This window comes from Citrobacter sp. TBCP-5362 (genome assembly GCF_005406305.1).
Lineage (GTDB): Bacteria > Pseudomonadota > Gammaproteobacteria > Enterobacterales > Enterobacteriaceae > Citrobacter_B > Citrobacter_B koseri.
Window position 1 is genome coordinate 3,685,978 of the sequence record NZ_CP040234.1, and the last position, 25,578, is coordinate 3,711,555.

The following is a 25,578-nucleotide window of genomic DNA, read 5'->3' on the forward strand; positions in this document are numbered from 1 at the left end:
TTTAAATAATCCCGGAGTTGCCCTATATTAGCCCAACGCACTTATTTGGTTACAGGTCGTTAACCTCCATGAAAGACATAGATACACTCATCAGCAACAATGCACTATGGTCAAAAATGCTGGTGGAAGAGGATCCCGGATTTTTTGAGAAACTGGCGCAAGCGCAGAAACCGCGCTTTCTATGGATTGGATGTTCCGACAGCCGCGTTCCCGCAGAACGTTTAACCGGCCTTGAGCCGGGCGAATTATTTGTTCACCGCAATGTTGCCAACCTGGTCATTCACACCGATCTCAACTGCCTCTCCGTAGTGCAGTATGCCGTCGATGTACTGGAAGTTGAACATATTATTATTTGTGGTCACTACGGTTGTGGCGGCGTCCAGGCGGCTGTTGAAAACCCGGAACTGGGGTTAATTAACAACTGGTTGCTGCACATTCGCGATATCTGGTTCAAACATAGCTCATTACTCGGAGAAATGCCGCAGGAGCGTCGAATCGATACCCTGTGCGAGCTGAACGTGATGGAACAGGTATATAACCTGGGCCACTCAACCATCATGCAGTCCGCGTGGAAACGCGGTCAGAAAGTGACGATTCACGGCTGGGCCTACGGTATTCACGACGGCCTGCTGCGCGATCTGGAAGTCACGGCGACCAACCGTGAAACGCTGGAACAGCGCTATCGTCGGGGGGTTTCAAACCTCAGCAAAAAGCATATTAACCACAAGTAAACGTGTATTGCCGGGTGGCGGCTACGCCTTACCCGGCCTACATTTCTACGGACATAGCACCTGTAGCGCCATCCGGCACAACGTTCTTACTCGTCCAGCAGCACCACTTTACCAACATACGGCAGATGGCGATAACGCTGAGCATAGTCGATGCCGTAACCCACAACGAATTCATCCGGGATCGAGAAACCGATAAACTCAACCGGGACGTCAACCTCACGGCGAGACGGCTTATCCAGCAGCGTACAAATCGCCAGAGACTTTGGCTCACGCAGGCTCAGGATTTCCCGCACTTTCGACAGCGTATTCCCGGAATCGATAATATCTTCGACAATCAGCACATCCTTGCCACGGATATCTTCATCCAGGTCCTTGAGAATTTTCACATCGCGAGTGGTGGACATGCCGCTACCGTAGCTGGAGGCGGTCATAAAATCGACTTCATGAGACACCTGTACCTCGCGGCACAGATCCGCCATAAACATAAATGAGCCACGCAGCAGACCTACCAGCACCATGTCACTGCCGCTGTCTTTATAACGTTCAGTAATCTGACGACCCAGTTCGGCAATGCGCGCTTTGATCTCCGCTTCGGGGATCATTACTTCTACAGTATGTTTCATATCTCTAACCATATGATTTAAAAACAAATCACTTCATGCCTGCTCTTGATAAGACAGCATCGAAGCGCAAGGCACGCAGTATACCAGCAAAAGTATTTATTCGCGGCATCTGTTAATAAAGCTCATTTTGTGATGACGATCACACTTGTTAAATCCTATAATTAATTGCTACTAAAAAATTAACAAATTGAGATGGTATCTTTTTATGGCAAATAACAACGCAAAAGCGCCACGGCTTCTCGTGACGCTGACAGCCCTCTTCGCTGCACTCTGCGGGCTGTATCTGCTGATCGGCGGCGGCTGGCTGGTCGCCATCGGCGGCTCCTGGTACTACCCGATTGCGGGCATCGTCATGCTTGGCGTCGCCGGGCTATTATGGCGCAGCAAGCGTTCCGCGCTGTGGCTGTATGCCGCCCTGCTCCTCGCCACCATGATCTGGGGCGTGTGGGAAGTCGGCTTCGACTTCTGGGCGCTAACCCCGCGTAGCGACATTCTGGTCTTCTTCGGCATCTGGCTGATTTTACCGTTTGTCTGGCATCGCCTGAGCGTCCCTTCCAGCGGCGCTGTCAGCGCGCTGGTAGTTGCCCTGCTGATAAGCGGCGGCATCCTCACCTGGGCTGGCTTCAACGACCCGCAAGAGATCAACGGTACGCTAAGCGCGGACGCGGTGCCTGCCGAACCGATCTCTCCGGTTGCGGACCAGGACTGGCCTGCCTATGGCCGCAATCAGGAAGGGCAACGCTACTCCCCGCTGAAGCAGATCACTGCTGATAACGTCCACAACCTGAAAGAGGCGTGGGTGTTCCGTACCGGCGATCTGAAGCAGCCGAACGATCCGGGTGAAATCACCAACGAAGTGACCCCGATTAAAGTCGGCGATACGCTGTATCTGTGTACCGCCCACCAGCGTTTGTTCGCGCTGGACGCGGCGAGCGGGAAAGAGAAGTGGCATTTCGACCCGCAGCTCAATACCGATCCCAGCTTCCAGCATGTCACCTGCCGTGGCGTCTCCTATCATGAAGCCACGGCCGATAACGCCTCGCCGGATGTCGTTTCAGACTGCCCGCGCCGGATTATTCTGCCGGTGAACGATGGCCGTATTTTCGCCCTCAACGCGGACAACGGCAAGCTGTGCGAATCCTTTGCCAACAACGGCATTCTGAACCTGCAAACCAATATGCCGGTCACTACGCCGGGCATGTATGAACCCACATCACCGCCGGTCGTGACCGACAAGGTGATCGTCATTGCAGGCGCCGTCACCGATAACTTCTCTACCCGCGAGCCGTCCGGGGTTATTCGCGGCTTTGACGTGAACAGCGGTAAATTGCTATGGGCATTCGATCCCGGTGCGAAAGACCCGAACGCGATCCCATCGGATGAGCACCACTTCACGCCAAACTCGCCAAACTCCTGGGCGCCAGCCGCGTATGACGCGAAGCTGGATCTGGTCTATCTGCCGATGGGCGTCACCACCCCGGATATCTGGGGCGGCAACCGTACGCCAGAGCAGGAGCGCTATGCCAGCTCGATCCTGGCGCTCAATGCAACGACCGGTAAACTGGCCTGGAGCTATCAGACCGTTCATCACGATCTGTGGGATATGGATATGCCGTCCCAGCCGACGCTGGCGGATATCACCGTGAAAGGGCAAACCGTTCCGGTCATCTACGCTCCGGCAAAAACCGGTAATATTTTCGTGCTGGACCGTCGCAATGGTCAGCTTGTGGTGCCTGCCCCGGAAAAACCGGTGCCGCAGGGCGCGGCCAAAGGGGATTACGTCACCAAAACGCAGCCGTTCTCTGATTTGAGCTTCCGTCCGACGAAAGACCTGACCGGTGCGGATATGTGGGGCGCCACCATGTTCGATCAGCTGGTGTGCCGCGTGATGTTCCATCAGATGCGTTATGAAGGGATCTTTACCCCACCATCAGAAAAAGGCACGCTGGTCTTCCCGGGCAACCTCGGTATGTTTGAATGGGGCGGCATTTCCGTCGACCCAAACCGTCAGGTGGCGATTGCCAACCCGATGGCGCTGCCGTTTGTCTCTAAACTGATCCCACGCGGCCCGGGTAATCCGATGGAGCCGCCGGAAGATGCCAAAGGCACCGGTTCGGAATCGGGTATTCAACCGCAGTATGGCGTACCGTATGGCGTGACGCTGAACCCGTTCCTGTCGCCGTTTGGTCTGCCGTGTAAACAGCCTGCCTGGGGTTACATCTCCGCGCTGGATCTGAAAACCAACGAAGTTGTCTGGAAAAAACGTATTGGTACGCCGCAGGACAGCATGCCGTTCCCGATGCCGTTTAAGGTGCCGTTCAATATGGGAATGCCAATGCTGGGCGGCCCAATCTCTACCGCTGGCAACGTGCTGTTTATTGCCGCGACCGCAGATAACTACCTGCGCGCTTACAACATGAGCAATGGTGAAAAACTGTGGGAAGGCCGTCTGCCCGCAGGCGGTCAGGCAACGCCGATGACGTATGAAGTCAACGGTAAGCAGTACGTCGTGATTTCCGCCGGGGGTCACGGTTCGTTCGGGACGAAGATGGGCGACTATATTGTCGCGTACGCTCTGCCTGACGACGCGCAGTAACGTTTATGCCGGATGGCGGCTTCGCCTTATCCGGCCTACAGGATGCTCATTTTACTGTAGGCCGGATAAGCGTCAGTGCCATCCGGCATGTTTATACCGTAAAACCGAGACTGTAGGCCGGATAAGCGCCAGCGCCATCCGGCATGTTTATACCGTAAAGCCAAGCATCATGCCTGTATCTTCATGCTCCAGCAGATGGCAGTGCGCCATGTAAGCATGTTCTTGCGATGCCTCGTGATCAAACTTCACCAGCACCTCGCTGATCCCGCCTTCAACCCGCACCGTATCCTTCCAGCCTGCGCGATGCGCCGCCGGAGCGCTGCCGTTTTCCGACAGGATACGGAACTGCGTACCATGAATATGGAACGGATGCAGCATCATGTCGCCTTCGCCGGAAATAACCCAGCGCTCATACTGCCCTTTGGCGGCGGCAAACATCGGTGTCGTCATATCAAACGCCAGACCGTTGATCTTATTGGCATTGTGGAAATCGAACTTCCCGCCGTGGTTCATATGTCCACCACTACCGTGATTCATATGCCCCATCATCTGCCCATGATCCATTCCCGCCATCGCCCGGTCGCCATACTTTTGCATCAGCATCTGCATACCCATCATGTCGAGCATCGGGTCCATCGACAGTTGCAGTTTTCGCTGCGTCAGGCCATCAAGAGAAGGCAATGCAGGCATCGTGGTCAGCGTATCCGGCAAAGTGCCGGAGGCCGTGACCGCCAGCGGCTGGATATGCATAACCGGGTGCGGTTTATCAAACGGCGCGATCGTCATCCCCATCTGACTGACGGGCAGCGTCATCAACTCAAACGCTTTGCCGTCGCTGATGTCGATAAGCACTTCGAAACGCTCCCCCATTAACATGGGCAGTGCGTTTACCTTCACCGGCTCCGCCAGCAGGCCGCCATCGCTGGCGATAACATACAGCGGGCGGTTGTCGCTGGTGGCGATGTTCAGTGAACGCGCGTTGCAGCCATTCAGCAGGCGCAGACGCAGCCAGCCTTTTGGCGCAGCATGTTGCGGATAAATCGCCCCGTTGGTCAGCAGCGTGTCGCCAAACCACCCGACGGCGGCGGTCATCATATCCAGTTGATAATTGATTTGTCCGTCAGGGGAAAACTGTTTGTCCTGAATAATCACCGGCACATCGTCTATCCCCCACTGTTTTGGCAGGAGCAGTTTGCCAATGTCTTCATCTTCAATCAGTACCAGGCCCGCCAGTCCCATCGCCACCTGACGACCGGTTTTCCCATGCTGATGAGGGTGGAACCAGCAGGTTGCCGCACGCTGTTCAGGCGTGAAGGTGACGGAGCGCTTGCCGCCCGCCGCAATCACCCCCTGCGGGCCGCCGTCCACCTCGCCGGGAACTTCCAGCCCATGCCAGTGCAGCGTCGTCTCCTCGGCAAGCTGGTTATGAATATCCACGGTAATACGCTGACCTTTGTGCAGCTTAAGCGCCGGCCCGAGTAGCGTGCCGTTGTAGCCCCAGGTCGTTGCCGTTTTACCCGCGAAGGTCGACTGTCCGGCTTTGACAATCAGCGAAATGTGATTGCGCGCGTCGGCGGTTAAAAGATCGGGAATGGGTAACGCGGGACGTTCCGCAGCAAACACGGCGCGGCTCCACAACGGCAGTGCCGATGCGACCCCAAGCGCCACAGAATATTTTAAGAAATCACGACGTTGCATAATCACTTCCTTATTTTCAACCGGCGGGACGCAGTCTGACCTTTGAGCATAGACCCTCCCCTTACGGGAAGGTCAAGTCACAGACGCCCGTCGGATACAATAATAAATGTCGTCGCCTCGCCCGCAGTGTGCTAACGTTTAATTTCCGTGATGCAGTGGTAGAAGCAATGAAGACGTTTTTCAGAACAGTGTTGTTCGGCAGCCTGATGGCCGTATGCGCAAACAGCTATGCGCTCAGTGAATCCGAAGCCGAAGATATGGCAGATTTAACGGCGGTGTTCGTCTTTCTGAAAAATGACTGCGGTTACCAGAATCTCCCGAACGGTCAGATTCGTCGCGCACTGGTCTTTTTTGCCCAGCAAAACCAGTGGGACCTCAGCAATTACGACTCCTTCGACATGAAATCCCTCGGTGAAGACAGCTACCGCGATCTGAGCGGCATCGGTATTCCCGTCGCCAAAAAATGCAAAGCGCTGGCGCGCGATTCCCTGAGTTTGCTGGCCTACGTAAAATAACTCGCGTTATACCCAACGGATACCTTATTGCTGAAATAATGACCGTGCATCATCGGTCATTGTTAGCTATTATGTTGCGCCCATTTTTTACGGGTGTTAACAATGGAGGTATCAGCCAATGGCCGAAAATACGAAGTGGCATGAAACGCTACACGACCAGTTTGGTCAGTACTTTGCCGTAGACAACGTGCTGTATCACGAGAAAACCGATCACCAGGATCTGATTATTTTCGAGAACGCCGCGTTTGGCCGCGTAATGGCGCTGGACGGCGTGGTGCAAACCACCGAGCGCGATGAGTTTATCTATCACGAGATGATGACCCACGTTCCGCTGCTGGCACACGGCCACGCGAAACATGTGCTGATCATCGGCGGCGGCGACGGCGCAATGCTGCGTGAAGTGACACGGCATAAAAATGTCGAAACGATCACGATGGTGGAGATCGACGCAGGCGTGGTCTCTTTCTGCCGTCAGTATCTGCCGAATCACAACGCAGGCAGCTATGACGATCCGCGTTTTAATCTGGTGATCGACGATGGCGTTAACTTCGTGAATCAGACCAGCCAGACCTTTGATGTGATCATCTCCGACTGTACCGATCCGATCGGCCCCGGCGAGAGTCTGTTCACCTCAACCTTCTATGAAGGTTGCAAGCGCTGTCTGAATCCTGGCGGGATCTTTGTCGCACAGAACGGCGTCTGCTTCCTGCAACAGGATGAAGCCATTGACAGCCACCGCAAGCTCAGCCATTACTTTGGCGATGTCAGCTTCTACCAGGCAGCCATTCCGACCTACTACGGCGGCATTATGACCTTCGCGTGGGCGACGGACAATGACGCGCTGCGCCACCTGTCAACCGAGATTATTCAGGCGCGTTTCCATACCTCCGGCCTGAAATGCCGTTACTACAATCCGTCTGTTCACACGGCAGCTTTTGCCTTACCTCAGTATTTGCAAGACGCGCTCGCAACACCGTCGTCCTAAGGAGAAGATAAGAAATTGAAAAAACTGAAACTGCATGGCTTTAATAATCTGACCAAAAGTCTGAGTTTTTGTATTTACGATATCTGCTACGCCAAAACCGCAGAAGAGCGCGATGGTTACATTGCCTATATCGATGAACTCTATAACGCCAATCGCCTGACGGAAATTCTGTCAGAGACGTGCTCCATCATCGGCGCGAATATCCTGAATATCGCCCGCCAGGATTATGAACCCCAGGGCGCCAGCGTCACTATTCTGGTAAGCGAAGAGCCGGTCGACCCGCAGCTTATCGACAAAACAGAGCATCCCGGCCCGCTGCCCGAGGCCGTCGTCGCCCATCTGGATAAGAGCCATATCTGCGTGCATACCTACCCGGAAAGCCACCCGGAAGGCGGATTGTGCACCTTCCGCGCCGACATTGAAGTTTCGACCTGCGGCGTGATTTCCCCGCTGAAGGCGCTGAATTACCTAATCCACCAGTTAGAGTCCGATATCGTCACCATCGACTACCGCGTGCGTGGGTTTACCCGCGACGTCAACGGCATGAAACACTTTATCGATCATGAGATTAACTCCATTCAGAACTTTATGTCCGACGACATGAAGTCGCTGTATGACATGGTGGATGTGAACGTGTATCAGGAAAATATCTTCCATACCAAGATGCTGCTTAAAGAGTTCGATCTTAAGCACTACATGTTCCACACTAAACCGGAAGATCTGACGGAAACCGAGCGCAAAGAGATTACCGCTGCGCTGTGGAAAGAGATGCGCGAGATTTACTACGGCCGCAATATCCCTGCGGTATAAGCGTAACGGCGGAGCACGGAGGCTCCACCGTATTTAGCGTTGTTGAATGAAATGACGGTAAGCCGCAACAACCTGAAGAAAGTCCTCCACGCCGCAGAGCGATAAGCTCTCTTCGTCGTAGTAGTTCATCCCCTCTTCCATTTCGTCGCCGGTAAACTCCAGTTGATTAGCGCGAACCATCACCTCTTCGCCATCCATCCAGAGCGTATATTCATGTCCCGCCCGTTGCCAGGAACGCTCACTGCCCTTTAGCGCACGCGCCGCTTGTTCCACTTCATCAAGCAAGGCCAGGTTCTCTTTCACTTCTTCGTTAAACCAGTGCCCCACCACCTCGTGGCCCATGGACATTCGCACTTTTACCACTCCGGTAATATCGCGCAGAAATTCGTAATCCATAATGTGTTCCTCTGCTCCCGGCAATGCGCCATTACCGCATTGCGCCCATGCTGTAATTATCGCAGCACAACGGAAGAAAAAAAGCGGAACGGGCGGAAGGAATAGAAATAAAAATGCCCGGTGACGCAAGGTTCACCGGGCATTGATGCGTTTTTACGCAGAACAGGTCGGAGCCGTTACACCGCGGTCTGGAAAATCACGCCGTCGGCTTTCTCGGTGTACTGGGAAAGCTGATCGAAGTTCAGATAACGGTAGGTATCCACGGCGGTTTTATCCACCTGCGCAACGTAGGTCTGGTACTCTTCCGGCGTCGGCAGTTTGCCGATCAGCGCCGCAACCGCCGCCAGTTCCGCAGAAGCCAGATAGACGTTCGCCCCGGTTCCCAGACGGTTCGGGAAGTTACGGGTTGAGGTAGAAACAACCGTCGCCCCGTCAGCCACACGCGCCTGGTTCCCCATGCACAGTGAACAGCCTGGAATTTCAATCCGCGCGCCGCTCTTACCAAAGACGCTATAGTAGCCCTCTTCGGTCAACTGCGCGGCATCCATACGGGTTGGTGGCGCCACCCACAGGCGGGTCGGCAGCTGGCCTTTGTGCGCATCCAGCAGTTTACCTGCCGCACGGAAGTGACCGATGTTGGTCATACAGGAACCGATAAAGACTTCGTCAATCTTCTCGCCCTGCACATCAGACAGCAGACGCGCATCGTCAGGATCGTTCGGCGCGCAGAGGATCGGCTCTTTGATATCAGCCAGATCGATCTCGATCACCGCCGCATAATCAGCATCCGCATCCGCTTCCAGCAACTGCGGGTCCGCCAGCCATTTTTCCATGCCCTGAATACGGCGCTCCAGGGTGCGGCGATCGCCGTAACCTTCCGCGATCATCCACTTCAGCAGAACGATGTTGGAGTTCAGGTACTCGATAATCGGCTCTTTGTTGAGCTTAATGGTACAGCCTGCCGCAGAACGCTCCGCAGAGGCATCGGTCAGCTCAAACGCCTGTTCCACTTTCAGGTCCGGCAGCCCTTCGATTTCCAGAATACGGCCGGAGAAGATGTTTTTCTTACCTTTCTTCTCAACGGTCAGCAGACCCTGTTTGATCGCGTACAGCGGGATCGCGTGTACCAGATCGCGCAGGGTGATACCCGGCTGCATTTTGCCTTTAAAGCGCACCAGCACTGATTCCGGCATATCCAGCGGCATGACGCCGGTCGCCGCCGCAAACGCCACCAGGCCAGAACCCGCCGGGAAGGAGATACCAATCGGGAAACGGGTATGGGAGTCGCCGCCGGTACCAACGGTATCCGGCAGCAGCATACGGTTCAGCCAGGAGTGGATTACGCCATCGCCCGGACGCAGAGAGACGCCGCCACGGTTCATGATGAAATCCGGCAGCGTGTGGTGCGTAGTTACGTCAACCGGTTTCGGATACGCTGCGGTATGGCAGAAAGACTGCATCACCAGGTCAGACGAGAAGCCCAGGCACGCCAGGTCTTTCAGTTCGTCACGGGTCATTGGGCCAGTGGTATCCTGAGAGCCTACGGAGGTCATTTTCGGTTCGCAGTAAGCGCCCGGACGGATACCGGCAACGCCGCAGGCGCGGCCCACCATCTTCTGCGCCAGCGAGTAGCCGCGAGCGCTTTCCGCCACGTCTTTCGCCTGACGGAACACATCGCTGTGCGGCAGACCCAGCGCTTCACGCGCTTTGGTGGTCAGGCCGCGACCGATGATCAGCGGAATACGACCGCCCGCGCGCACTTCGTCGATCAGCACGTCGGTTTTCAGTTCAAAGCTCGCCAGCAGTTCGCCGGTTTCGTGATGGCGGACTTCACCTTTGTACGGGTAAACGTCAATCACATCGCCCATGTTCAGGTTATTCACGTCCACTTCAATGGGCAGCGCGCCCGCATCTTCCATCGTGTTAAAGAAGATAGGCGCAATTTTGCCGCCAAGACACAGACCGCCGCCGCGTTTGTTCGGCACATTCGGGATGTCATCGCCCATGAACCACAACACGGAGTTGGTAGCGGATTTACGCGAAGAACCGGTGCCAACAACGTCGCCCACGTAGGCTAACGGATAGCCTTTTTGCTGCAACGCTTCGATCTGTTTGATCGGCCCCACCACGCCAGGCTGATCCGGCTCAATGCCTTCACGGGCGTTTTTCAGCATCGCCAGCGCGTGCAGCGGAATGTCCGGGCGGGACCAGGCATCTGGCGCCGGGGAGAGGTCGTCGGTGTTGGTTTCACCGGTCACTTTAAAGACGGTAACGGTGATTTTTTCAGCCAGAGCAGGACGGTTCAGGAACCATTCGGCATCGGCCCAGGACTGCATCACCTGCTTCGCATATTCGTTGCCCGCTTTGGCTTTTTCTTCTACATCGTAGAAGTTGTCGAACATCAGCAGGGTATGAGACAGCGCTTTGGCGGCAATCGGCGCCAGTTTGGCATCGTCCAGCGCGTCAATCAGCGGATGAATGTTGTAACCACCCTGCATGGTGCCCAGCAGTTCAATGGCTTTTTCTGGAGTAACCAGCGGGGAGGTGGTGTCGCCTTTCGCGACGGCAGCGAGAAAGCCCGCTTTTACATAGGCGGCTTCATCGACGCCAGGGGGAACACGGTTGATTAACAGGTCTAACAGGAATTCTTCTTCGCCCACAGGCGGGGTCTTCAGCAGCTCGACAAGTGCGGCCATTTGGGTTGCATCTAAGGGTTTGGGCACAATCCCAAGGGCGGCACGCTCAGCTACGTGCTTACGGTATTCTTCTAGCACGACGGTTCTCCTCGCTCTCATTGTCATAGTGCGGCGCTTTTGTATATGGGCGATTCTCTTCACGCTCCTGTGAGACAGCAGTTTGTAGGGTAAATGCCCGATACCGCAACGGGCAGAATAGCAGGATTTTAGTGGGGTGTTAATCTGTTTACAAAAAAGCAACATAAAAAAGTGGCTGAATCGTTACGCATGGTCTATTGCCCTTCGCCTTTTCAGGAAAGAGACATTTTCCCCTGTAACGTTTGCTCACATTATTTCGAACGCTAATCATCACCTGACGGTAGCGATCCCAATATTAGTCAAAAATTAAACTCCCGCCGCCCTATACTCACGCAACACCGCACCCGCTGGCGGCAGGCATAATGACCATGACGATTCTTCAGGAATCGGGAGAGATAAAATGACGTTGCCCTTTAAGCCCCATGTAATTGCGCTGGTATGCAGCGCAGGGTTATTTGCCGCTTCGGGTGTGTTGTATGTAAAAAGCCGCACGCCCGAAGCCCCGCTTCAACCCGCGCCCGTTGCCGTGCAGCCGCAGCCGACCGCCGCCGCGGAACCTGAAACAAAAGCCGCGTTTACCGCAGCGCAAATCGATCAATGGGTCGCCCCGATAGCGCTCTACCCTGACTCACTGCTTTCTCAGGTGCTGATGGCCGCCACCTATCCGGCGAACGTGGTTCAGGCGGTGCAGTGGTCGCATGACAACCCAACCCTGCAAGGCGACGCGGCAATACAGGCCGTCTCCGGTCAGCCCTGGGACCCGAGCGTGAAATCACTGGTGGCGTTTCCCCAGTTGATGGCGCTGATGGGCGAAAACCCAACGTGGGTGCAAAACCTTGGCGACGCTTTTCTGGCCCAGCCGCAGGACGTCATGGACGCGGTGCAACGGCTGCGTTTACTGGCGCAGCAAACCGGCTCGCTGAAATCCACGCCGCAGCAAACGGTCAGCAGCACGCCGAAGCAGAGCGCCGCAGCTACGCAGGCGACCGCCGCCGCTAACGTACAGAGCACGACGCCGACGGTGATCAAAATTGAGCCCGCCGATCCACAGGTCGTCTATGTTCCCAACTATAATCCCGCGACCGTTTACGGCGCCTGGCCGAACACCGCTTACCCGCCCGTGTATCTGCCGCCGCCTCCCGGACAGCAATTCGCCGACAGTTTCGTGAAAGGCTTTGGTTATAGCCTCGGCGTCGCCACCACCTACGCGTTGTTCAGCAGCATCGACTGGGACGACGATCATCATCACCACGACGATGACCATCACCACCACGATGATAACGACCATCACGGCGGCAATGGCTACCAGCACAACGGGGATAACATCAATATCAATGTGAATAACTTCAATCACATTACCGGGCAAAATCTCAAAGGGCAGACAATGGCCTGGCAGCACAACCCGGCGTATCGCAACGGCGTGCCCTATCAGAACAACGCGGTGTCCCAACGTTTTCATCAAACCGATGTCAGCGGCGGGTTAAGCGCTACTCAACAGACGCCAGCCTCCCGCGACGGCCAGCGTCAGGCGGCGATGGCGCAATTCCAGCAGCATAGCCACGCGTCTCCCGCCACGCGAACCCAACCACCTGGCGCGACGTCCCGCGATGCTCAGCGCAAAGCGGCCTCGCAGCAGCTAAACCAGATTGCCCAGCGGAATAACTATCGCGGCTACGACACCCGGCAAGACAGCGTTCACAGAGAGTCGGCTCAGTCACATTCACTGTCACAGCCGCAACGGGAGACCGTTCACCAGCGCGTTGCATCCGCCACGCCGCAGCAGCGTCAGACCTTCCGGCAGAACCATGCCAATGTGTTCAGCGGTAACGACAGCCGTTCGCCCTCCTGGCAATCCCAGCAGCAGCGCGGCCAGCAGAGTCGTCACGTCGGCAATCTCAATACTGAACAGCGTGCCGCTGCGCGTGAACACCTTTCCGAGCGCCATGAATTTCGCCGTCGTTAACCGGAGTCGATGATGAAAAAAATCCTGTTAAGCACCCTGCTGCTGTCGCTGCCGTTGTTGAGCTACGCGCAACAACGCTTCCCTTCGCCTGACGACGCGGCAACGGCGTTCGCGACCGCAGTCGCCACACAAAACGAGGCGCAGTTGACGGCGCTATTGGGCGACAACTGGCGACAGTTTCTGCCGCAGGAAGGCGCCGACCCCGAAGCCGTTGCCCGCTTTAACCGCGACTGGAAAATCAGCCACCGTATCGTACAGCAAGACGATACCGCGCACCTGAACGTCGGGCGCGACGAGTGGCAACTGCCTGTACCGATGATGAAAGATGCTGATGGCTGGCATTTTGATATGGCGGCCGCACAGGACGAGATCCTCACCCGCGCCATCGGCCGCAATGAACTGTCGGCGATAGAAGCGATGCGTGCCTATGTGGATGCCCAATACGATTACTGGCAACGCAAACAGAGGTTCGCGACAAAACTCATCAGTAGCAAAGGTCAGCAGGATGGACTGTACTGGCCGGCACAACCCGGCGAGATGCCCAGCCCGTTAGGCCCGGCATTCAGTCCTTCGGCACCCGGTGAGGGTTATCACGGCTACCATTTCCGCATTATTCCCGATAGCACAGAGAACGGTTTCGCCCTGCTGGCCTGGCCGGTAATTTGGGGGAAGACGGGCGTCATGAGCTTTATGGTGAATCAGGACGATAAGGTGTATCAGGCGAACCTGGGAAAAGGGACGGAGAAGAACGTCGCGACAATCAATAAATTCAATGCCGATGCCCACTGGCAGACCGTTGAGTAAAAGCGGTTATCAAAGATTACAGGCCGGATAAGGCGTTGATGCCGCCATCCGGCAAAACCCGGGGCAGGATTTGACCCAATAAAAAAGCGGCCGCTAAGCCGCTTTTTCTTTATCAACTCAGAAGATTATTTCTTCTTCGCTTTCGGGTTCGGCAGGTCGGTGATGCTGCCTTCGAACACTTCGGCTGCCAGGCCAACGGACTCGTGCAGAGTCGGGTGAGCGTGGATAGTCAGCGCGATGTCTTCAGCATCACAGCCCATCTCGATCGCCAGACCGATTTCGCCCAGCAGCTCGCCGCCGTTGGTGCCGACAATCGCACCACCGATAACACGGTGAGATTCTTTGTCGAAAATCAGCTTGGTCATACCGTCTGCGCAGTCAGAAGCGATAGCACGGCCAGACGCTGCCCACGGGAAGGTGGCGGTTTCGTAGCTGATGCCTTTCTCTTTCGCTTCTTTCTCCGTCAGACCTACCCATGCAACTTCTGGCTCAGTGTAGGCGATGGACGGAATAACTTTCGGATCGAAGTAGTGTTTCTTACCGGCGATAACTTCAGCGGCAACGTGACCTTCGTGAACACCTTTGTGCGCCAGCATCGGCTGACCGACGATATCGCCGATAGCAAAGATGTGCGGTACGTTAGTGCGCAGCTGTTTGTCTACGCGGATGAAGCCACGGTCGTCAACTTCTACGCCAGCCTTGCCAGCATCGAGGTTTTTACCGTTCGGCACACGGCCGATAGCCACCAGCACCGCATCGTAACGCTGTGCTTCTGCTGGTGCTTTTTTGCCTTCCATGGAAACGTAAATACCGTCTTCTTTCGCTTCAACGGCAGTCACTTTGGTTTCCAGCATCAGGTTGAATTTCTTGCCGATGCGTTTGGTGAAGACTTTAACGATGTCTTTGTCAGCCGCCGGGATAACCTGGTCGAACATTTCAACCACGTCGATCTCTGAACCCAGCGCATGGTACACCGTACCCATTTCCAGACCGATGATACCGCCGCCCATAACCAGCAGACGTTTCGGTACGGATTTCAGTTCCAGTGCGTCGGTGGAGTCCCAGACGCGCGGATCTTCGTGCGGAATAAACGGCAGTTGGATCGGACGGGAACCTGCTGCGATAATCGCGTTGTCGAAGTTGATCACGGTTTTGCCGTTCTCGCCTTCCACTTCCAGGGTGTTGGCCCCGGTGAATTTACCCAGACCGTTTACCACTTTCACTTTACGGCCTTTCGCCATACCAGCCAGACCGCCGGTCAGTTGAGTGATAACTTTCTCTTTCCAGGTACGAATTTTGTCGATATCGGTTTTCGGCTCGCCAAAAACGATACCGTGTTCAGCCAGTGCTTTGGCTTCTTCGATAACTTTTGCTACGTGCAGAAGAGCTTTAGAAGGGATACAGCCGACGTTCAGACAAACACCGCCGAGGGTGTTGTAACGTTCTACGATTACGGTTTCCAGACCTAAATCAGCGCAACGGAAGGCAGCAGAGTAACCTGCCGGGCCTGCCCCAAGTACCACGACCTGAGTTTTGATTTCAGTACTCATCATGACCTCTTAATTTATTCCCGGCGATCCCTGGTCTTGTCGCCCATCATCCACCGGGTCGTTCTATCCGCCCGTATTTTACAAAATTGTTAACAATTTTGAAACAACAAACGGCAACCGATTTGTCTTTCGCACGATAACCTCACTCACTTCATGAGATTACCAGAAAAAAGCCGGCCGTCAGGCCGACTTTTTTGCTTGCTTACATCACCAGACGGCGAATGTCAGACAGCGTGTTGTTGATGATGGTGATAAAGCGAGCACCATCAGCACCGTCAATCACGCGGTGGTCGAAGGAGAGAGAAATCGGCATCATCAGACGCGGAGTAAACTCTTTACCATTCCACACCGGTTCCATTGCGGACTTAGAAACGCCGAGGATAGCCACTTCCGGCGCGTTCACAATCGGCGCGAAGTGGGTGGTGCCCAGGCCGCCGATGCTGGAGATAGTGAAGCAACCGCCCTGCATTTCGCCAGCGGTCAGCTTACCATCACGCGCTTTCTTAGAGATGGTCGTCAGTTCACGGGACAGCTCAGTAATGCTCTTCTTGTTCACATCTTTGAACACCGGAACAACCAGACCGTTCGGCGTGTCGACCGCGACACCAATGTTGATGTACTTCTTCAACGTCAGGCGCTGACCGTCTTCAGACAGAGAGCTGTTGAAGCGCGGCATCTGTTCCAGAGCAGCGGCAACGGCTTTCATGATGAAGACCACTGGCGTGAATTTCACGTCCAGCTTACGTTTTTCAGCTTCCGCATTCTGCTGCTTACGGAACGCTTCCAGATCGGTGATATCCGTTTTGTCGAAGTGCGTAACGTGCGGGATCATCACCCAGTTACGGCTCAGGTTAGCACCAGAGATCTTCTGGATGCGGCCCAGTTCAACTTCTTCCACTTCACCAAACTTGCTGAAGTCCACTTTCGGCCACGGCAGCAGACCTGGCAGAGAACCGCCGGTTGCGCCCGCTGGCGCGGATTCAGCGCGCTTGATAGCGTCTTTCACGTAAGCCTGAACGTCTTCGCGCAGGATACGACCTTTACGGCCAGTGCCCTTCACTTTCGCCAGGTTAACGCCGAACTCGCGCGCCAGGCGGCGAATCAGCGGGGTCGCGTGAACGTAAGCGTCGTTTTCAGCAAACTCAGATTTGCCTTCCGCTTTTGCCGCAGGCGCAGCAGCCGGTTTAGCGGCCTGAGCAGGTGCAGCGGCAGGTGCCGGAGCAGCAGCCGGAGCCGCGGCAGGGGTAGCGCCTTCCACTTCGAAGACCATAATCAGAGAGCCGGTAGACACTTTGTCGCCAACGTTAACTTTCAGCTCTTTAACCACGCCCGCGAACGGCGCCGGCACTTCCATAGAGGCTTTGTCGCCTTCTACGGTGATCAGCGACTGTTCAGCTTCCACTTTATCGCCGACTTTAACCATCACTTCGGTGACTTCAACTTCGTCGCCGCCGATGTCCGGTACGTTAACGTCTTTCGCGCCAGCCGCTGCTGCCGGAGCCGCCGCTGCTGGTGCTGCCGCCTGAGCGGGCGCAGCAGCAGGCGCAGCGCCCGCCACTTCGAAGACCATGATCAGAGAGCCGGTAGACACTTTATCGCCAGCGTTGACTTTGATCTCTTTAACTGTACCCGCGAACGGCGCCGGCACTTCCATAGAGGCTTTGTCGCCTTCTACGGTGATCAGCGACTGCTCAGCCGCAACGGTGTCGCCCACTTTGACCAGGATCTCGGTGACTTCAACTTCGTCGCCGCCGATATCCGGTACGTGTACGTCTTTCGCTGCCGCAGCAGCAGGAGCGGCTGCCGGAGCGGCTTCTTTCTTCTCTTCTGCCGGAGCAGGCGCAGCGTCAGCTGCACCGTCGGCGGAATCGAAAATCATGATAAGTGCGCCCGTCGCGGTTTTGTCGCCAACAGAGACTTTAATCTCTTTAACGACGCCCGCCTGCGGCGATGGAACTTCCATAGAGGCCTTGTCGCCTTCTACGGTGATCAGCGACTGTTCAGCTTCAACTTTGTCGCCCACTTTGACCAGGATTTCGGTGATTTCAACTTCATCAGCCCCGATGTCCGGTACGTTGATTTCGATAGCCATTATTCTTTTACCTCTTACGCCAGACGCGGGTTAACTTTATCTGCATCGATGTTGAATTTGGTGATGGCTTCCGCTACCACTTTCTTATCGATTTCGCCACGTTTAGCCAGCTCGCCCAGAGCCGCAACAACCACATAAGATGCATCCACTTCGAAGTGGTGACGCAGGTTCTCACGGCTGTCAGAGCGGCCGAAACCGTCAGTACCCAGTACGCGGTAATCATCAGCCGGTACATAAGTACGAACCTGCTCGGCGAACAGTTTCATATAGTCAGTCGATGCCACTGCCGGCGCGTCGTTCATTACCTGGGCAATGTACGGAACGCGTGGAGTTTCCAGCGGATGCAGCATGTTCCAGCGCTCACAATCCTGGCCATCACGCGCCAGTTCAGTGAAGGAGGTGACGCTGTAAACGTCAGAACCTACGCCGTAATCTTTCGCCAGGATCTCTGCTGCTTCACGAACGTGACGCAGGATAGAACCGGAGCCCAGCAGCTGAACTTTACCTTTCTTACCTTCGAGGGTTTCGAGTTTGTAGATACCTTTACGGATACCTTCCTCAGCACCTTCCGGCATGGCTGGCATGTGGTAGTTTTCATTCAGCGTGGTGATGTAGTAGTAAACGTTCTCTTGTTTCTCACCGTACATACGCTCCAGACCATCGTGCATGATGACCGCAACTTCGTACGCGTAAGACGGATCGTAAGAGATACAGTTCGGGATAGTCAGAGACTGAATGTGGCTGTGGCCATCTTCGTGCTGCAAACCTTCGCCGTTCAGCGTCGTACGACCGGAAGTACCACCGATCAGGAAGCCGCGCGCCTGTTGGTCACCTGCTGCCCAGCACAGGTCGCCAATACGCTGGAACCCGAACATGGAGTAGTAGATGTAGAACGGGATCATCGGCAGGTTGTTGGTGCTGTAAGAGGTCGCAGCGGCCAGCCAGGAAGAACCTGCGCCCAGCTCGTTGATGCCTTCCTGCAAAATCTGACCTTTCTCGTCTTCTTTGTAGTAAGCAACCTGCTCACGGTCCTGCGGGGTGTACTGCTGGCCGTTCGGGCTGTAAATACCGATCTGACGGAACAGACCTTCCATACCGAAAGTACGCGCTTCGTCAGCGATGATCGGAACCAGACGATCTTTGATCGACTTGTTTTTCAGCATCACGTTCAGGGCACGAACGAAAGCGATAGTGGTGGAGATCTCTTTGTTCTGCTCTTCCAGCAGCGCGCCGAAGTCTTCCAGGGTCGGCAGTTCCAGCTTCTCAGTGAAGTTCGGCTGGCGGCTCGGCAGGTAGCCGTGCAGTTTCTGACGCTGTGCGTGCAAATAAGTGTGCTCTTCAGAACCTTCCGGGAAGGTAATGTACGGCAGTTTTTCGATGTCAGCATCGGATACCGGCACGTTGAAACGATCGCGGACGTAACGAACGCCGTCCATGTTCATTTTCTTAACCTGGTGCGCGATGTTTTTACCTTCGGCAGTGTCACCCATGCCATAACCTTTGATGGTATGGGCCAGGATTACCGTTGCTTTGCCTTTGGTTTCCTGCGCTTTTTTCAGTGCAGCGTAGACTTTCTTCGGATCGTGACCACCACGGTTCAGTGCCCAGATCTGCTCATCAGTCCAGTCAGCAACCAGGGCTGCGGTTTCTGGATATTTACCGAAGAAGTGCTCACGTACGTAAGCGCCATCTTTGGATTTGAAGGTCTGGTAGTCGCCGTCAACGGTTTCGTTCATCAGCTGGATCAGTTTACCGCTGGTGTCTTTACGCAGCAGCTCATCCCAACGACCGCCCCACATCACTTTGATCACGTTCCAGCCAGCGCCGTCAAAGATGCCTTCCAGTTCGTTAACGATTTTGCCGTTACCGGTTACCGGGCCGTCCAGACGTTGCAGGTTACAGTTGATGATGAAGACCAGGTTGTCCAGTTTCTCACGGGTGGCGATGGTGATAGCCCCTTTGGATTCCGGCTCGTCCATCTCGCCGTCGCCCAGGAAAGCGTAAACGGTCTGTTTGGACGTGTCTTTCAGACCACGGTGTTCCAGATATTTCAGGAATTTAGCCTGGTAGATCGCGCCGATTGGGCCCAGCCCCATAGATACGGTCGGGAACTGCCAGAATTCCGGCATCAGTTTCGGGTGCGGGTAGGAAGAGAGGCCTTTGCCATGAACTTCCTGACGGAAGTTGTCCATCTGCTCTTCAGTCAGACGGCCTTCCAGGAATGCGCGTGCATACACGCCCGGGGAGATGTGGCCCTGGAAGTATACCAGGTCGCCGCCATCCTGCTCATTGCGTGCGCGGAAGAAGTGGTTGAAGCAAACATCATAAACGGTTGCGGAAGACTGGAAGGAAGCCATGTGGCCACCCAGTTCGAGGTCTTTTTTAGACGCACGCAGTACGGTCATGATGGCGTTCCAGCGGATAGCTGAACGGATACGACGCTCCAGTTCCAGATTGCCCGGGTATTCCGGTTCATCTTCAACGGCAATAGTGTTTACATAGTTGCTAGCCCCTGCACCTGCCGCTACTTTCACGCCGCCTTTGCGGGCTTCAGAAAGAAGCTGGTCAATCAGATACTGAGCACGCTCAACACCTTCTTCACGGATGACCGATTCGATCGCCTGTAGCCAGTCGCGAGTTTCGATCGGATCCACGTCATTTGGGAAACGTTCTGACATGGGGGTATTCCTTATCTATCTAATACGTTGATTTGTCTGGAACCTGTCCCATTGAGCTTTCGCCAGAAAGCGCAATAAGACAGGTTCTGCGTTTAGTTGCCGCGCGCTATAATTTGCGCTTGATTTACAACATCTTCTGGTTAACGTTCTGCCAGAAAAATCACTAATTCTTTCGTTGCTCCAGACGGCGTAAGGCGCGTTCACGACGGCTTTCCTCACGGCTTCTGTCCAGGAGAATCTCTTCGATAAACGCCAGGTGACGATGCGACGCTTCACGCGCATCGATCGGGTTACCGGCGATGATCGCTTCAAAAATACGGGTGCGATGACTGCTCACCAGCGGAAGCATCTCCCGGCGCGCATACAGCAATTCAAAGTTCTGACGAACGTTTTGCGCCAGCATCGGCTCCATACACCTTAGCAGATGGAGCAGCACCACATTGTGCGCCGCTTCGGTGACAGCGATTTGATACTGGAGAACCGCGTCGGATTCGGCATCCAGATCGCCGGACTGTTGAGCAAGCTCGATGGCATGATGGAGTTCACGAATGCGGGTTTTGTCTTCATCCGTGCTACGCAATGCCGCGTAATAAGCGGCAATGCCTTCCAGCGCATGGCGCGTCTCAAGCAGGTCAAATTGGGATTCAGGATGATCGGAGAGCAGTTCTACCAGTGGGTCGCTAAAGCTCTGCCACAGACTGCTCTGCACAAAAGTTCCGCCGCCCTGGCGACGAAGCAGCAAACCCTTCGCTTCGAGACGTTGGATCGCCTCGCGTAAAGAGGGGCGGGAGACGTCGAACTGTTTAGCCAGTTCACGTTCCGGTGGGAGTTTTTCGCCGGGGCGCAAAGTCCCCTCAAGGATTAAAAACTCCAGCTGCTGCTCAATCACATCGGATAGTTTTGGTTGGCGGATTTTGCTGTAGGCCATGATTTCCTGTCTTAAGCCATTTGCCCGGAGTCAATTGGTCTTACCAATTTCACGTTCGTGACGCTAAAGTAACAAAGTATTCACCTTCTGTCCATACAGGTTTTGATTGAAATCAGTAAACCACGCACATTTTAACAAGATTACAGAAATAACGTTTCAAAGATGTAACTATGCACAAATGTTAAATTTACTCCCCTGGGAGTAGATTTAACGTAATTGAAACGAGGAAAAATTTTATCTGAACCGATTCAACCGCTTATTTAATGCTTTCATATTCACAAATAATGAATAAATATTTATCGGCTAAAATTTGAGGTGGGAGAGGTGGTATTTACAAATGGTTTCTTTTTATTCAACTCGTCATCGTCCCTTCATAAAGCAGGTGCATTAACGCCCGCATACCATTATTCTTTAGCCGACGAAAGACTTTCGGTAACAATTAAGATTTCATCAGCGTAAACATATTAATACAACAAATGGAATTGCAAACTTACACACGCGTCACTGCGTAGTTCAAAAATAACCACACACGAGGTTTCATGATGGAAGGTCAACAGCATGGCGAGCAGCTAAAGCGCGGTCTTAAAAACCGCCATATCCAGCTAATCGCCCTGGGGGGCGCAATCGGTACCGGGCTGTTTCTGGGCAGCGCATCCGTTATCCAGTCAGCAGGGCCAGGGATTATTCTGGGTTATGCCATCGCGGGCTTTATCGCTTTTCTGATCATGCGTCAGTTAGGTGAAATGGTGGTTGAAGAGCCGGTTGCCGGTTCGTTCAGCCACTTCGCCTATAAATACTGGGGCGGATTTGCAGGCTTCGCTTCCGGCTGGAACTATTGGGTGCTGTATGTGCTGGTTGCGATGGCGGAACTGACGGCGGTCGGGAAATACATTCAGTTCTGGTGGCCTGAAATCCCCACCTGGGTCTCCGCTGCGGCCTTCTTTGTGCTCATCAACGCCATCAACCTGACCAATGTGAAAGTGTTTGGTGAGATGGAGTTCTGGTTTGCCATCATTAAAGTTATCGCAGTGGTGGCGATGATCCTCTTCGGCGGCTGGCTGCTGTTTAGCGGCAACGGCGGCCCGCAGGCAACCGTGCGTAACCTGTGGGAACAGGGCGGCTTCCTGCCGCATGGCTTCACCGGGCTGGTCATGATGATGGCGATTATCATGTTCTCCTTCGGCGGACTGGAGCTGGTCGGGATCACGGCGGCGGAAGCGGACAACCCGGAGCAAAGCATTCCGAAAGCGACGAACCAGGTTATCTACCGTATTTTGATTTTCTATATTGGTTCGCTGGCGGTGCTGCTTTCTCTGCTGCCGTGGACGCGCGTAACGGCGGATACCAGCCCGTTCGTCCTGATCTTCCACGAACTGGGCGATACCCTCGTGGCCAACGCGCTGAATATCGTGGTACTGACCGCGGCGCTGTCCGTCTATAACAGCTGCGTATACTGCAACAGCCGTATGCTGTTCGGCCTGGCTCAGCAGGGCAACGCGCCGAAAGTGTTTTTAAGCGTGGATAAACGCGGCGTACCGGTGAACACCATTCTGGTTTCCGCACTGGTTACCGCGCTCTGCGTGCTGATTAACTATATGGCGCCGGACTCGGCATTCGGCTTGCTGATGGCGCTGGTGGTCTCTGCTCTGGTGATCAACTGGGCAATGATCAGCCTCGCGCACATAAAGTTCCGTCGCGCCAAACAGCAGCAGGGAGTGAAAACTCGCTTCCCGGCGCTGTTCTACCCGCTGGGTAACTGGGTCTGCCTGCTGTTTATGGCGGCGGTGCTGGTCATTATGCTGATGACGCCAGGCATGGCCATCTCGGTCTACCTGATTCCGGTGTGGATTGTCATTCTGGGCGTAGGCTATCTGTGTAAACAGAAAACCGCAAAAACCGTTAAAGCGCATTAATCCCCACAGCCCTCACTTGCAAGAGTGAGGGTTGCAACCTGCCTCACATTTTCCTCTGTATAGCCATTTTATCCATATCAGCGGCGTTATCCTGCAACGCAATTACTTCGCTTGCGCAGAATAATTCTCTACATCATCTGATGGGAGACGTTTCAATGGAAAAGGGTAAGCTGTCGATAAAAGAAAAAATCGGCTATGGCATGGGTGACGCCGGATGCAACATCATCTTTGGCGCCATAATGCTGTTTGTTAACTATTTTTATACAGATATTTTTGGGCTGGCTCCCGCTCTGGTCGGTGTATTACTCCTCTCCGTTCGCGTGATTGATGCCGTTACCGACCCGATTATGGGCGCAATCGCCGATCGTACCCAAAGCAAATACGGGCGATTTCGTCCCTGGCTGCTGTGGATTGCCTTCCCTTATGCGCTGTTCAGCATCCTGATGTTCACCACCCCGGAATGGACATATAACAGCAAGGTTATCTATGCGTTTGTCACCTATTTCCTGCTGTCGATTACCTACACCGCCATCAATATTCCCTACTGCTCATTAGGCGGCGTCATCACCAACGATCCGCAAGAGCGCGTGGCCTGCCAGTCATACCGCTTTGTGCTGGTCGGGATTGCCACTCTGCTGTTGTCATTAACGCTGCTGCCGATGGTGGAGTGGTTTGGCGGCGACAATAAAGCCAAAGGCTACCAGATGGCGATGACCGTACTGGCGATTATCGGCATGTGCATGTTCCTGTTCTGCTTCGCCACCGTTCGTGAACGCATTCGTCCCGCCGTTCCTACCCATGATGACATGAAGAACGATTTCAAAGACGTATGGAAAAACGATCAATGGGTACGCATCCTGCTGCTGACGTTGTGCAACGTCTGTCCGGGGTTTATCCGCATGGCGGCAACCATGTATTACGTGACCTGGGTAATGGGGCAAAGCACTCACTTCGCTACCCTTTTCATTAGCCTTGGCGTGGTGGGAATGATGATCGGCAGTATGCTGGCGAAAGTGCTGACCGACAGCTGGTGCAAACTGAAGGTCTTCTTCTGGACCAATATCGCGCTGGCGCTGTTCTCCTGCGCTTTTTACTTCTTCGATCCAAAAGCCACTACGCTTATCGTGGTGCTCTACTTCCTGCTTAACATCCTGCATCAGATCCCTTCCCCGCTGCACTGGTCGCTGATGGCAGACGTCGATGACTACGGCGAATGGAAAACCGGCAAGCGCATCACCGGCATCAGTTTTTCCGGCAACCTGTTCTTCCTGAAACTGGGTCTGGCGATTGCCGGAGCAATGGTCGGTTTCCTGTTATCCTGGTATGGCTACGACGCTGGCGCCAAAGCGCAGAGCGACACGGCAATCGGCGGTATTGTTCTGCTCTTCACGGTGATCCCCGGCGTCGGCTATCTGATCACCGCCGGCGTGGTTCGCCTGCTGAAAGTGGATCGCGAACTGATGAAACAGATTCAGAAGGACCTGGAAAAACGCCGCGCCAGCTACCGCGAGCTCAACGATGACCCGCAATTTAACGTCGCTGAAACAGTAAGGAAAGCCTGATGCAAAACTGGCCCAACCCGTTTATTGAACAACGCGCCGATCCGTTTATCCTTCGCGACGGCAACCATTATTACTTTATCGCCTCGGTGCCGGAGTATGACCGGCTGGAGATCCGTCGGGCAAACTCGCTGGAAAACTTACGCACCGCCTCCCCTGTCGTCGTCTGGCGTAAACCTGAAAGCGGCCCGATGTGCGAGCTTATCTGGGCGCCAGAGATTCACCGCATCGACGGCAAGTGGTACATCTATTTCGCCGCCGCGCATACCCAGGCGCTCGACAAACTGGGAATGTTCCAGCACCGTATGTTTGTCCTGGAGTGTACAGATGCCGACCCACTCAGCGGCGTCTGGGAAGAAAAAGGTCAGGTCAAAACACCATTTGATACCTTCGCGCTGGATGCCACGACTTTTAGCCATCAGGGAAAACAGTGGTATTTGTGGGCGCAGAAAGCGCCGGATATCGCCGGAAATTCCAATATCTATCTTGCCGGGCTGGAAAATCCGTGGACGATCAAAGGCGCGCCGGTGATGCTCAGCAAGCCGGAATACGACTGGGAGTGCCGGGGTTTTCGCGTCAATGAAGGGCCTGCGGTTATCACACACGGCGATAAGCTGTTTATCAGCTATTCCGCCAGCGCCACCGACGAAAACTACTGTATGGGTCTGCTGTGGATTGATATGCATGCCGATCCGCAAAACCCGGCAAACTGGCACAAATCACCGCGTCCGGTCTTTACCACCAGCAATGAAAACTGCCAGTATGGGCCAGGGCACAACAGCTTTACCCAAACGCCGGAAGGCGATGATGTACTGGTCTACCATGCGCGAAATTATACGGAGATTGAAGGCGATCCGCTGTACGATCCGAACCGTCATACCCGCCTGAAGCTGATTCGCTGGGACGAAAACGGAATGCCAGATTTTGGCATCCCGCCTGCGGATACCGTCTGAGCTCGTTGCC

The 25,578-nt window shown here is 54.6% G+C and carries 18 protein-coding genes; 10 read left to right on the plus strand and 8 right to left on the minus strand.

What is annotated here, in order from left to right; translation table 11 throughout:
• Positions 1-68: 68 nt before the first annotated feature.
• Entirely contained in the window at positions 69-731 is a 663-nt protein-coding gene (gene can / locus FD428_RS17600; protein WP_012134030.1) for a carbonate dehydratase, read from the plus strand.
• Positions 732-817: 86 nt separating this feature from the next.
• Here the strand turns inward: can and hpt are convergent, their stop codons facing one another.
• Complete coding sequence (gene hpt / locus FD428_RS17605) at positions 818-1,354, minus strand: hypoxanthine phosphoribosyltransferase (protein ID WP_024130701.1); 537 nt, start codon at positions 1,352-1,354, stop codon at positions 818-820.
• Between the two features lie 205 nt (positions 1,355-1,559).
• Between hpt and FD428_RS17610 the strand changes: the two genes are divergently transcribed.
• Positions 1,560-3,950, plus strand: a complete 2,391-nt coding sequence (locus FD428_RS17610; RefSeq protein WP_071257587.1) for a glucose/quinate/shikimate family membrane-bound PQQ-dependent dehydrogenase — start codon at positions 1,560-1,562, stop codon at positions 3,948-3,950.
• Positions 3,951-4,097: 147 nt separating this feature from the next.
• Here FD428_RS17610 and cueO read toward each other — a convergent pair whose 3' ends face one another.
• Complete coding sequence (cueO, locus tag FD428_RS17615; RefSeq protein WP_114847949.1) at positions 4,098-5,648, minus strand: multicopper oxidase CueO; 1,551 nt, start codon at positions 5,646-5,648, stop codon at positions 4,098-4,100.
• A gap of 167 nt (positions 5,649-5,815) precedes the next feature.
• On the opposite strand from cueO, the gene FD428_RS17620 reads away from it, so the two are divergent.
• From FD428_RS17620 to speD, 3 genes are all read left to right on the plus strand, one after another.
• Positions 5,816-6,163 carry a YacC family pilotin-like protein gene (locus tag FD428_RS17620; RefSeq protein ID WP_012134034.1) on the plus strand — a complete coding sequence of 116 codons (348 nt, stop codon included), beginning with the start codon at positions 5,816-5,818 and terminating at the stop codon, positions 6,161-6,163.
• Positions 6,164-6,281: 118 nt separating this feature from the next.
• Entirely contained in the window at positions 6,282-7,148 is an 867-nt protein-coding gene (gene speE / locus FD428_RS17625; protein ID WP_012134036.1) for a polyamine aminopropyltransferase, read from the plus strand.
• Between the two features lie 15 nt (positions 7,149-7,163).
• On the plus strand, positions 7,164-7,958 hold the full coding sequence (gene speD / locus FD428_RS17630; RefSeq protein ID WP_012134037.1) for an adenosylmethionine decarboxylase: 795 nt from the start codon (positions 7,164-7,166) through the stop codon (positions 7,956-7,958).
• Between the two features lie 33 nt (positions 7,959-7,991).
• Here speD and yacL read toward each other — a convergent pair whose 3' ends face one another.
• Together yacL and acnB are read right to left on the minus strand one after the other, a co-directional pair.
• Positions 7,992-8,354, minus strand: coding sequence for a protein YacL (yacL, locus tag FD428_RS17635; RefSeq protein ID WP_012134038.1), 363 nt, complete (start codon positions 8,352-8,354; stop codon positions 7,992-7,994).
• A gap of 176 nt (positions 8,355-8,530) precedes the next feature.
• Positions 8,531-11,128 (minus strand): bifunctional aconitate hydratase 2/2-methylisocitrate dehydratase, encoded by a 2,598-nt coding sequence (acnB, locus tag FD428_RS17640; protein WP_047458888.1) that lies wholly within the window; start codon positions 11,126-11,128, stop codon positions 8,531-8,533.
• 400 nt (positions 11,129-11,528) lie between these two features.
• On the opposite strand from acnB, the gene FD428_RS17645 reads away from it, so the two are divergent.
• Entirely contained in the window at positions 11,529-13,091 is a 1,563-nt protein-coding gene (locus FD428_RS17645) for a DUF3300 domain-containing protein (RefSeq protein WP_114847950.1), read from the plus strand.
• Positions 13,092-13,103: 12 nt separating this feature from the next.
• Entirely contained in the window at positions 13,104-13,895 is a 792-nt protein-coding gene (locus FD428_RS17650; RefSeq protein WP_114847951.1) for a DUF2950 family protein, read from the plus strand.
• A 125-nt stretch (positions 13,896-14,020) separates the two neighbouring features.
• On the opposite strand, the gene lpdA is transcribed toward FD428_RS17650, so the two are convergent.
• The 4 genes from lpdA to pdhR all read right to left on the minus strand — a co-directional run bounded on the left by lpdA (position 14,021) and on the right by pdhR (position 21,143).
• A complete protein-coding gene (gene lpdA / locus FD428_RS17655; protein WP_047463778.1) occupies positions 14,021-15,445 on the minus strand; it encodes a dihydrolipoyl dehydrogenase in 1,425 nt (474 codons plus the stop codon).
• A 202-nt stretch (positions 15,446-15,647) separates the two neighbouring features.
• Entirely contained in the window at positions 15,648-17,537 is a 1,890-nt protein-coding gene (gene aceF / locus FD428_RS17660) for a pyruvate dehydrogenase complex dihydrolipoyllysine-residue acetyltransferase (protein ID WP_114847952.1), read from the minus strand.
• A 14-nt stretch (positions 17,538-17,551) separates the two neighbouring features.
• Positions 17,552-20,215, minus strand: a complete 2,664-nt coding sequence (gene aceE, locus FD428_RS17665) for a pyruvate dehydrogenase (acetyl-transferring), homodimeric type (protein WP_012134048.1) — start codon at positions 20,213-20,215, stop codon at positions 17,552-17,554.
• A gap of 163 nt (positions 20,216-20,378) precedes the next feature.
• Positions 20,379-21,143 carry a pyruvate dehydrogenase complex transcriptional repressor PdhR gene (pdhR, locus tag FD428_RS17670; protein WP_012134049.1) on the minus strand — a complete coding sequence of 255 codons (765 nt, stop codon included), beginning with the start codon at positions 21,141-21,143 and terminating at the stop codon, positions 20,379-20,381.
• 539 nt (positions 21,144-21,682) lie between these two features.
• Between pdhR and aroP the strand changes: the two genes are divergently transcribed.
• From aroP to FD428_RS17685, 3 genes are all read left to right on the plus strand, one after another.
• Entirely contained in the window at positions 21,683-23,056 is a 1,374-nt protein-coding gene (gene aroP, locus FD428_RS17675) for an aromatic amino acid transporter AroP (protein WP_012134051.1), read from the plus strand.
• 155 nt (positions 23,057-23,211) lie between these two features.
• On the plus strand, positions 23,212-24,618 hold the full coding sequence (locus FD428_RS17680) for a glycoside-pentoside-hexuronide (GPH):cation symporter (protein WP_114847953.1): 1,407 nt from the start codon (positions 23,212-23,214) through the stop codon (positions 24,616-24,618).
• Positions 24,618-25,568, plus strand: a complete 951-nt coding sequence (locus FD428_RS17685) for a family 43 glycosylhydrolase (protein WP_012134053.1) — start codon at positions 24,618-24,620, stop codon at positions 25,566-25,568. Before FD428_RS17680 ends, FD428_RS17685 begins: the two co-directional genes overlap by 1 nt.
• Positions 25,569-25,578: the final 10 nt, after the last annotated feature.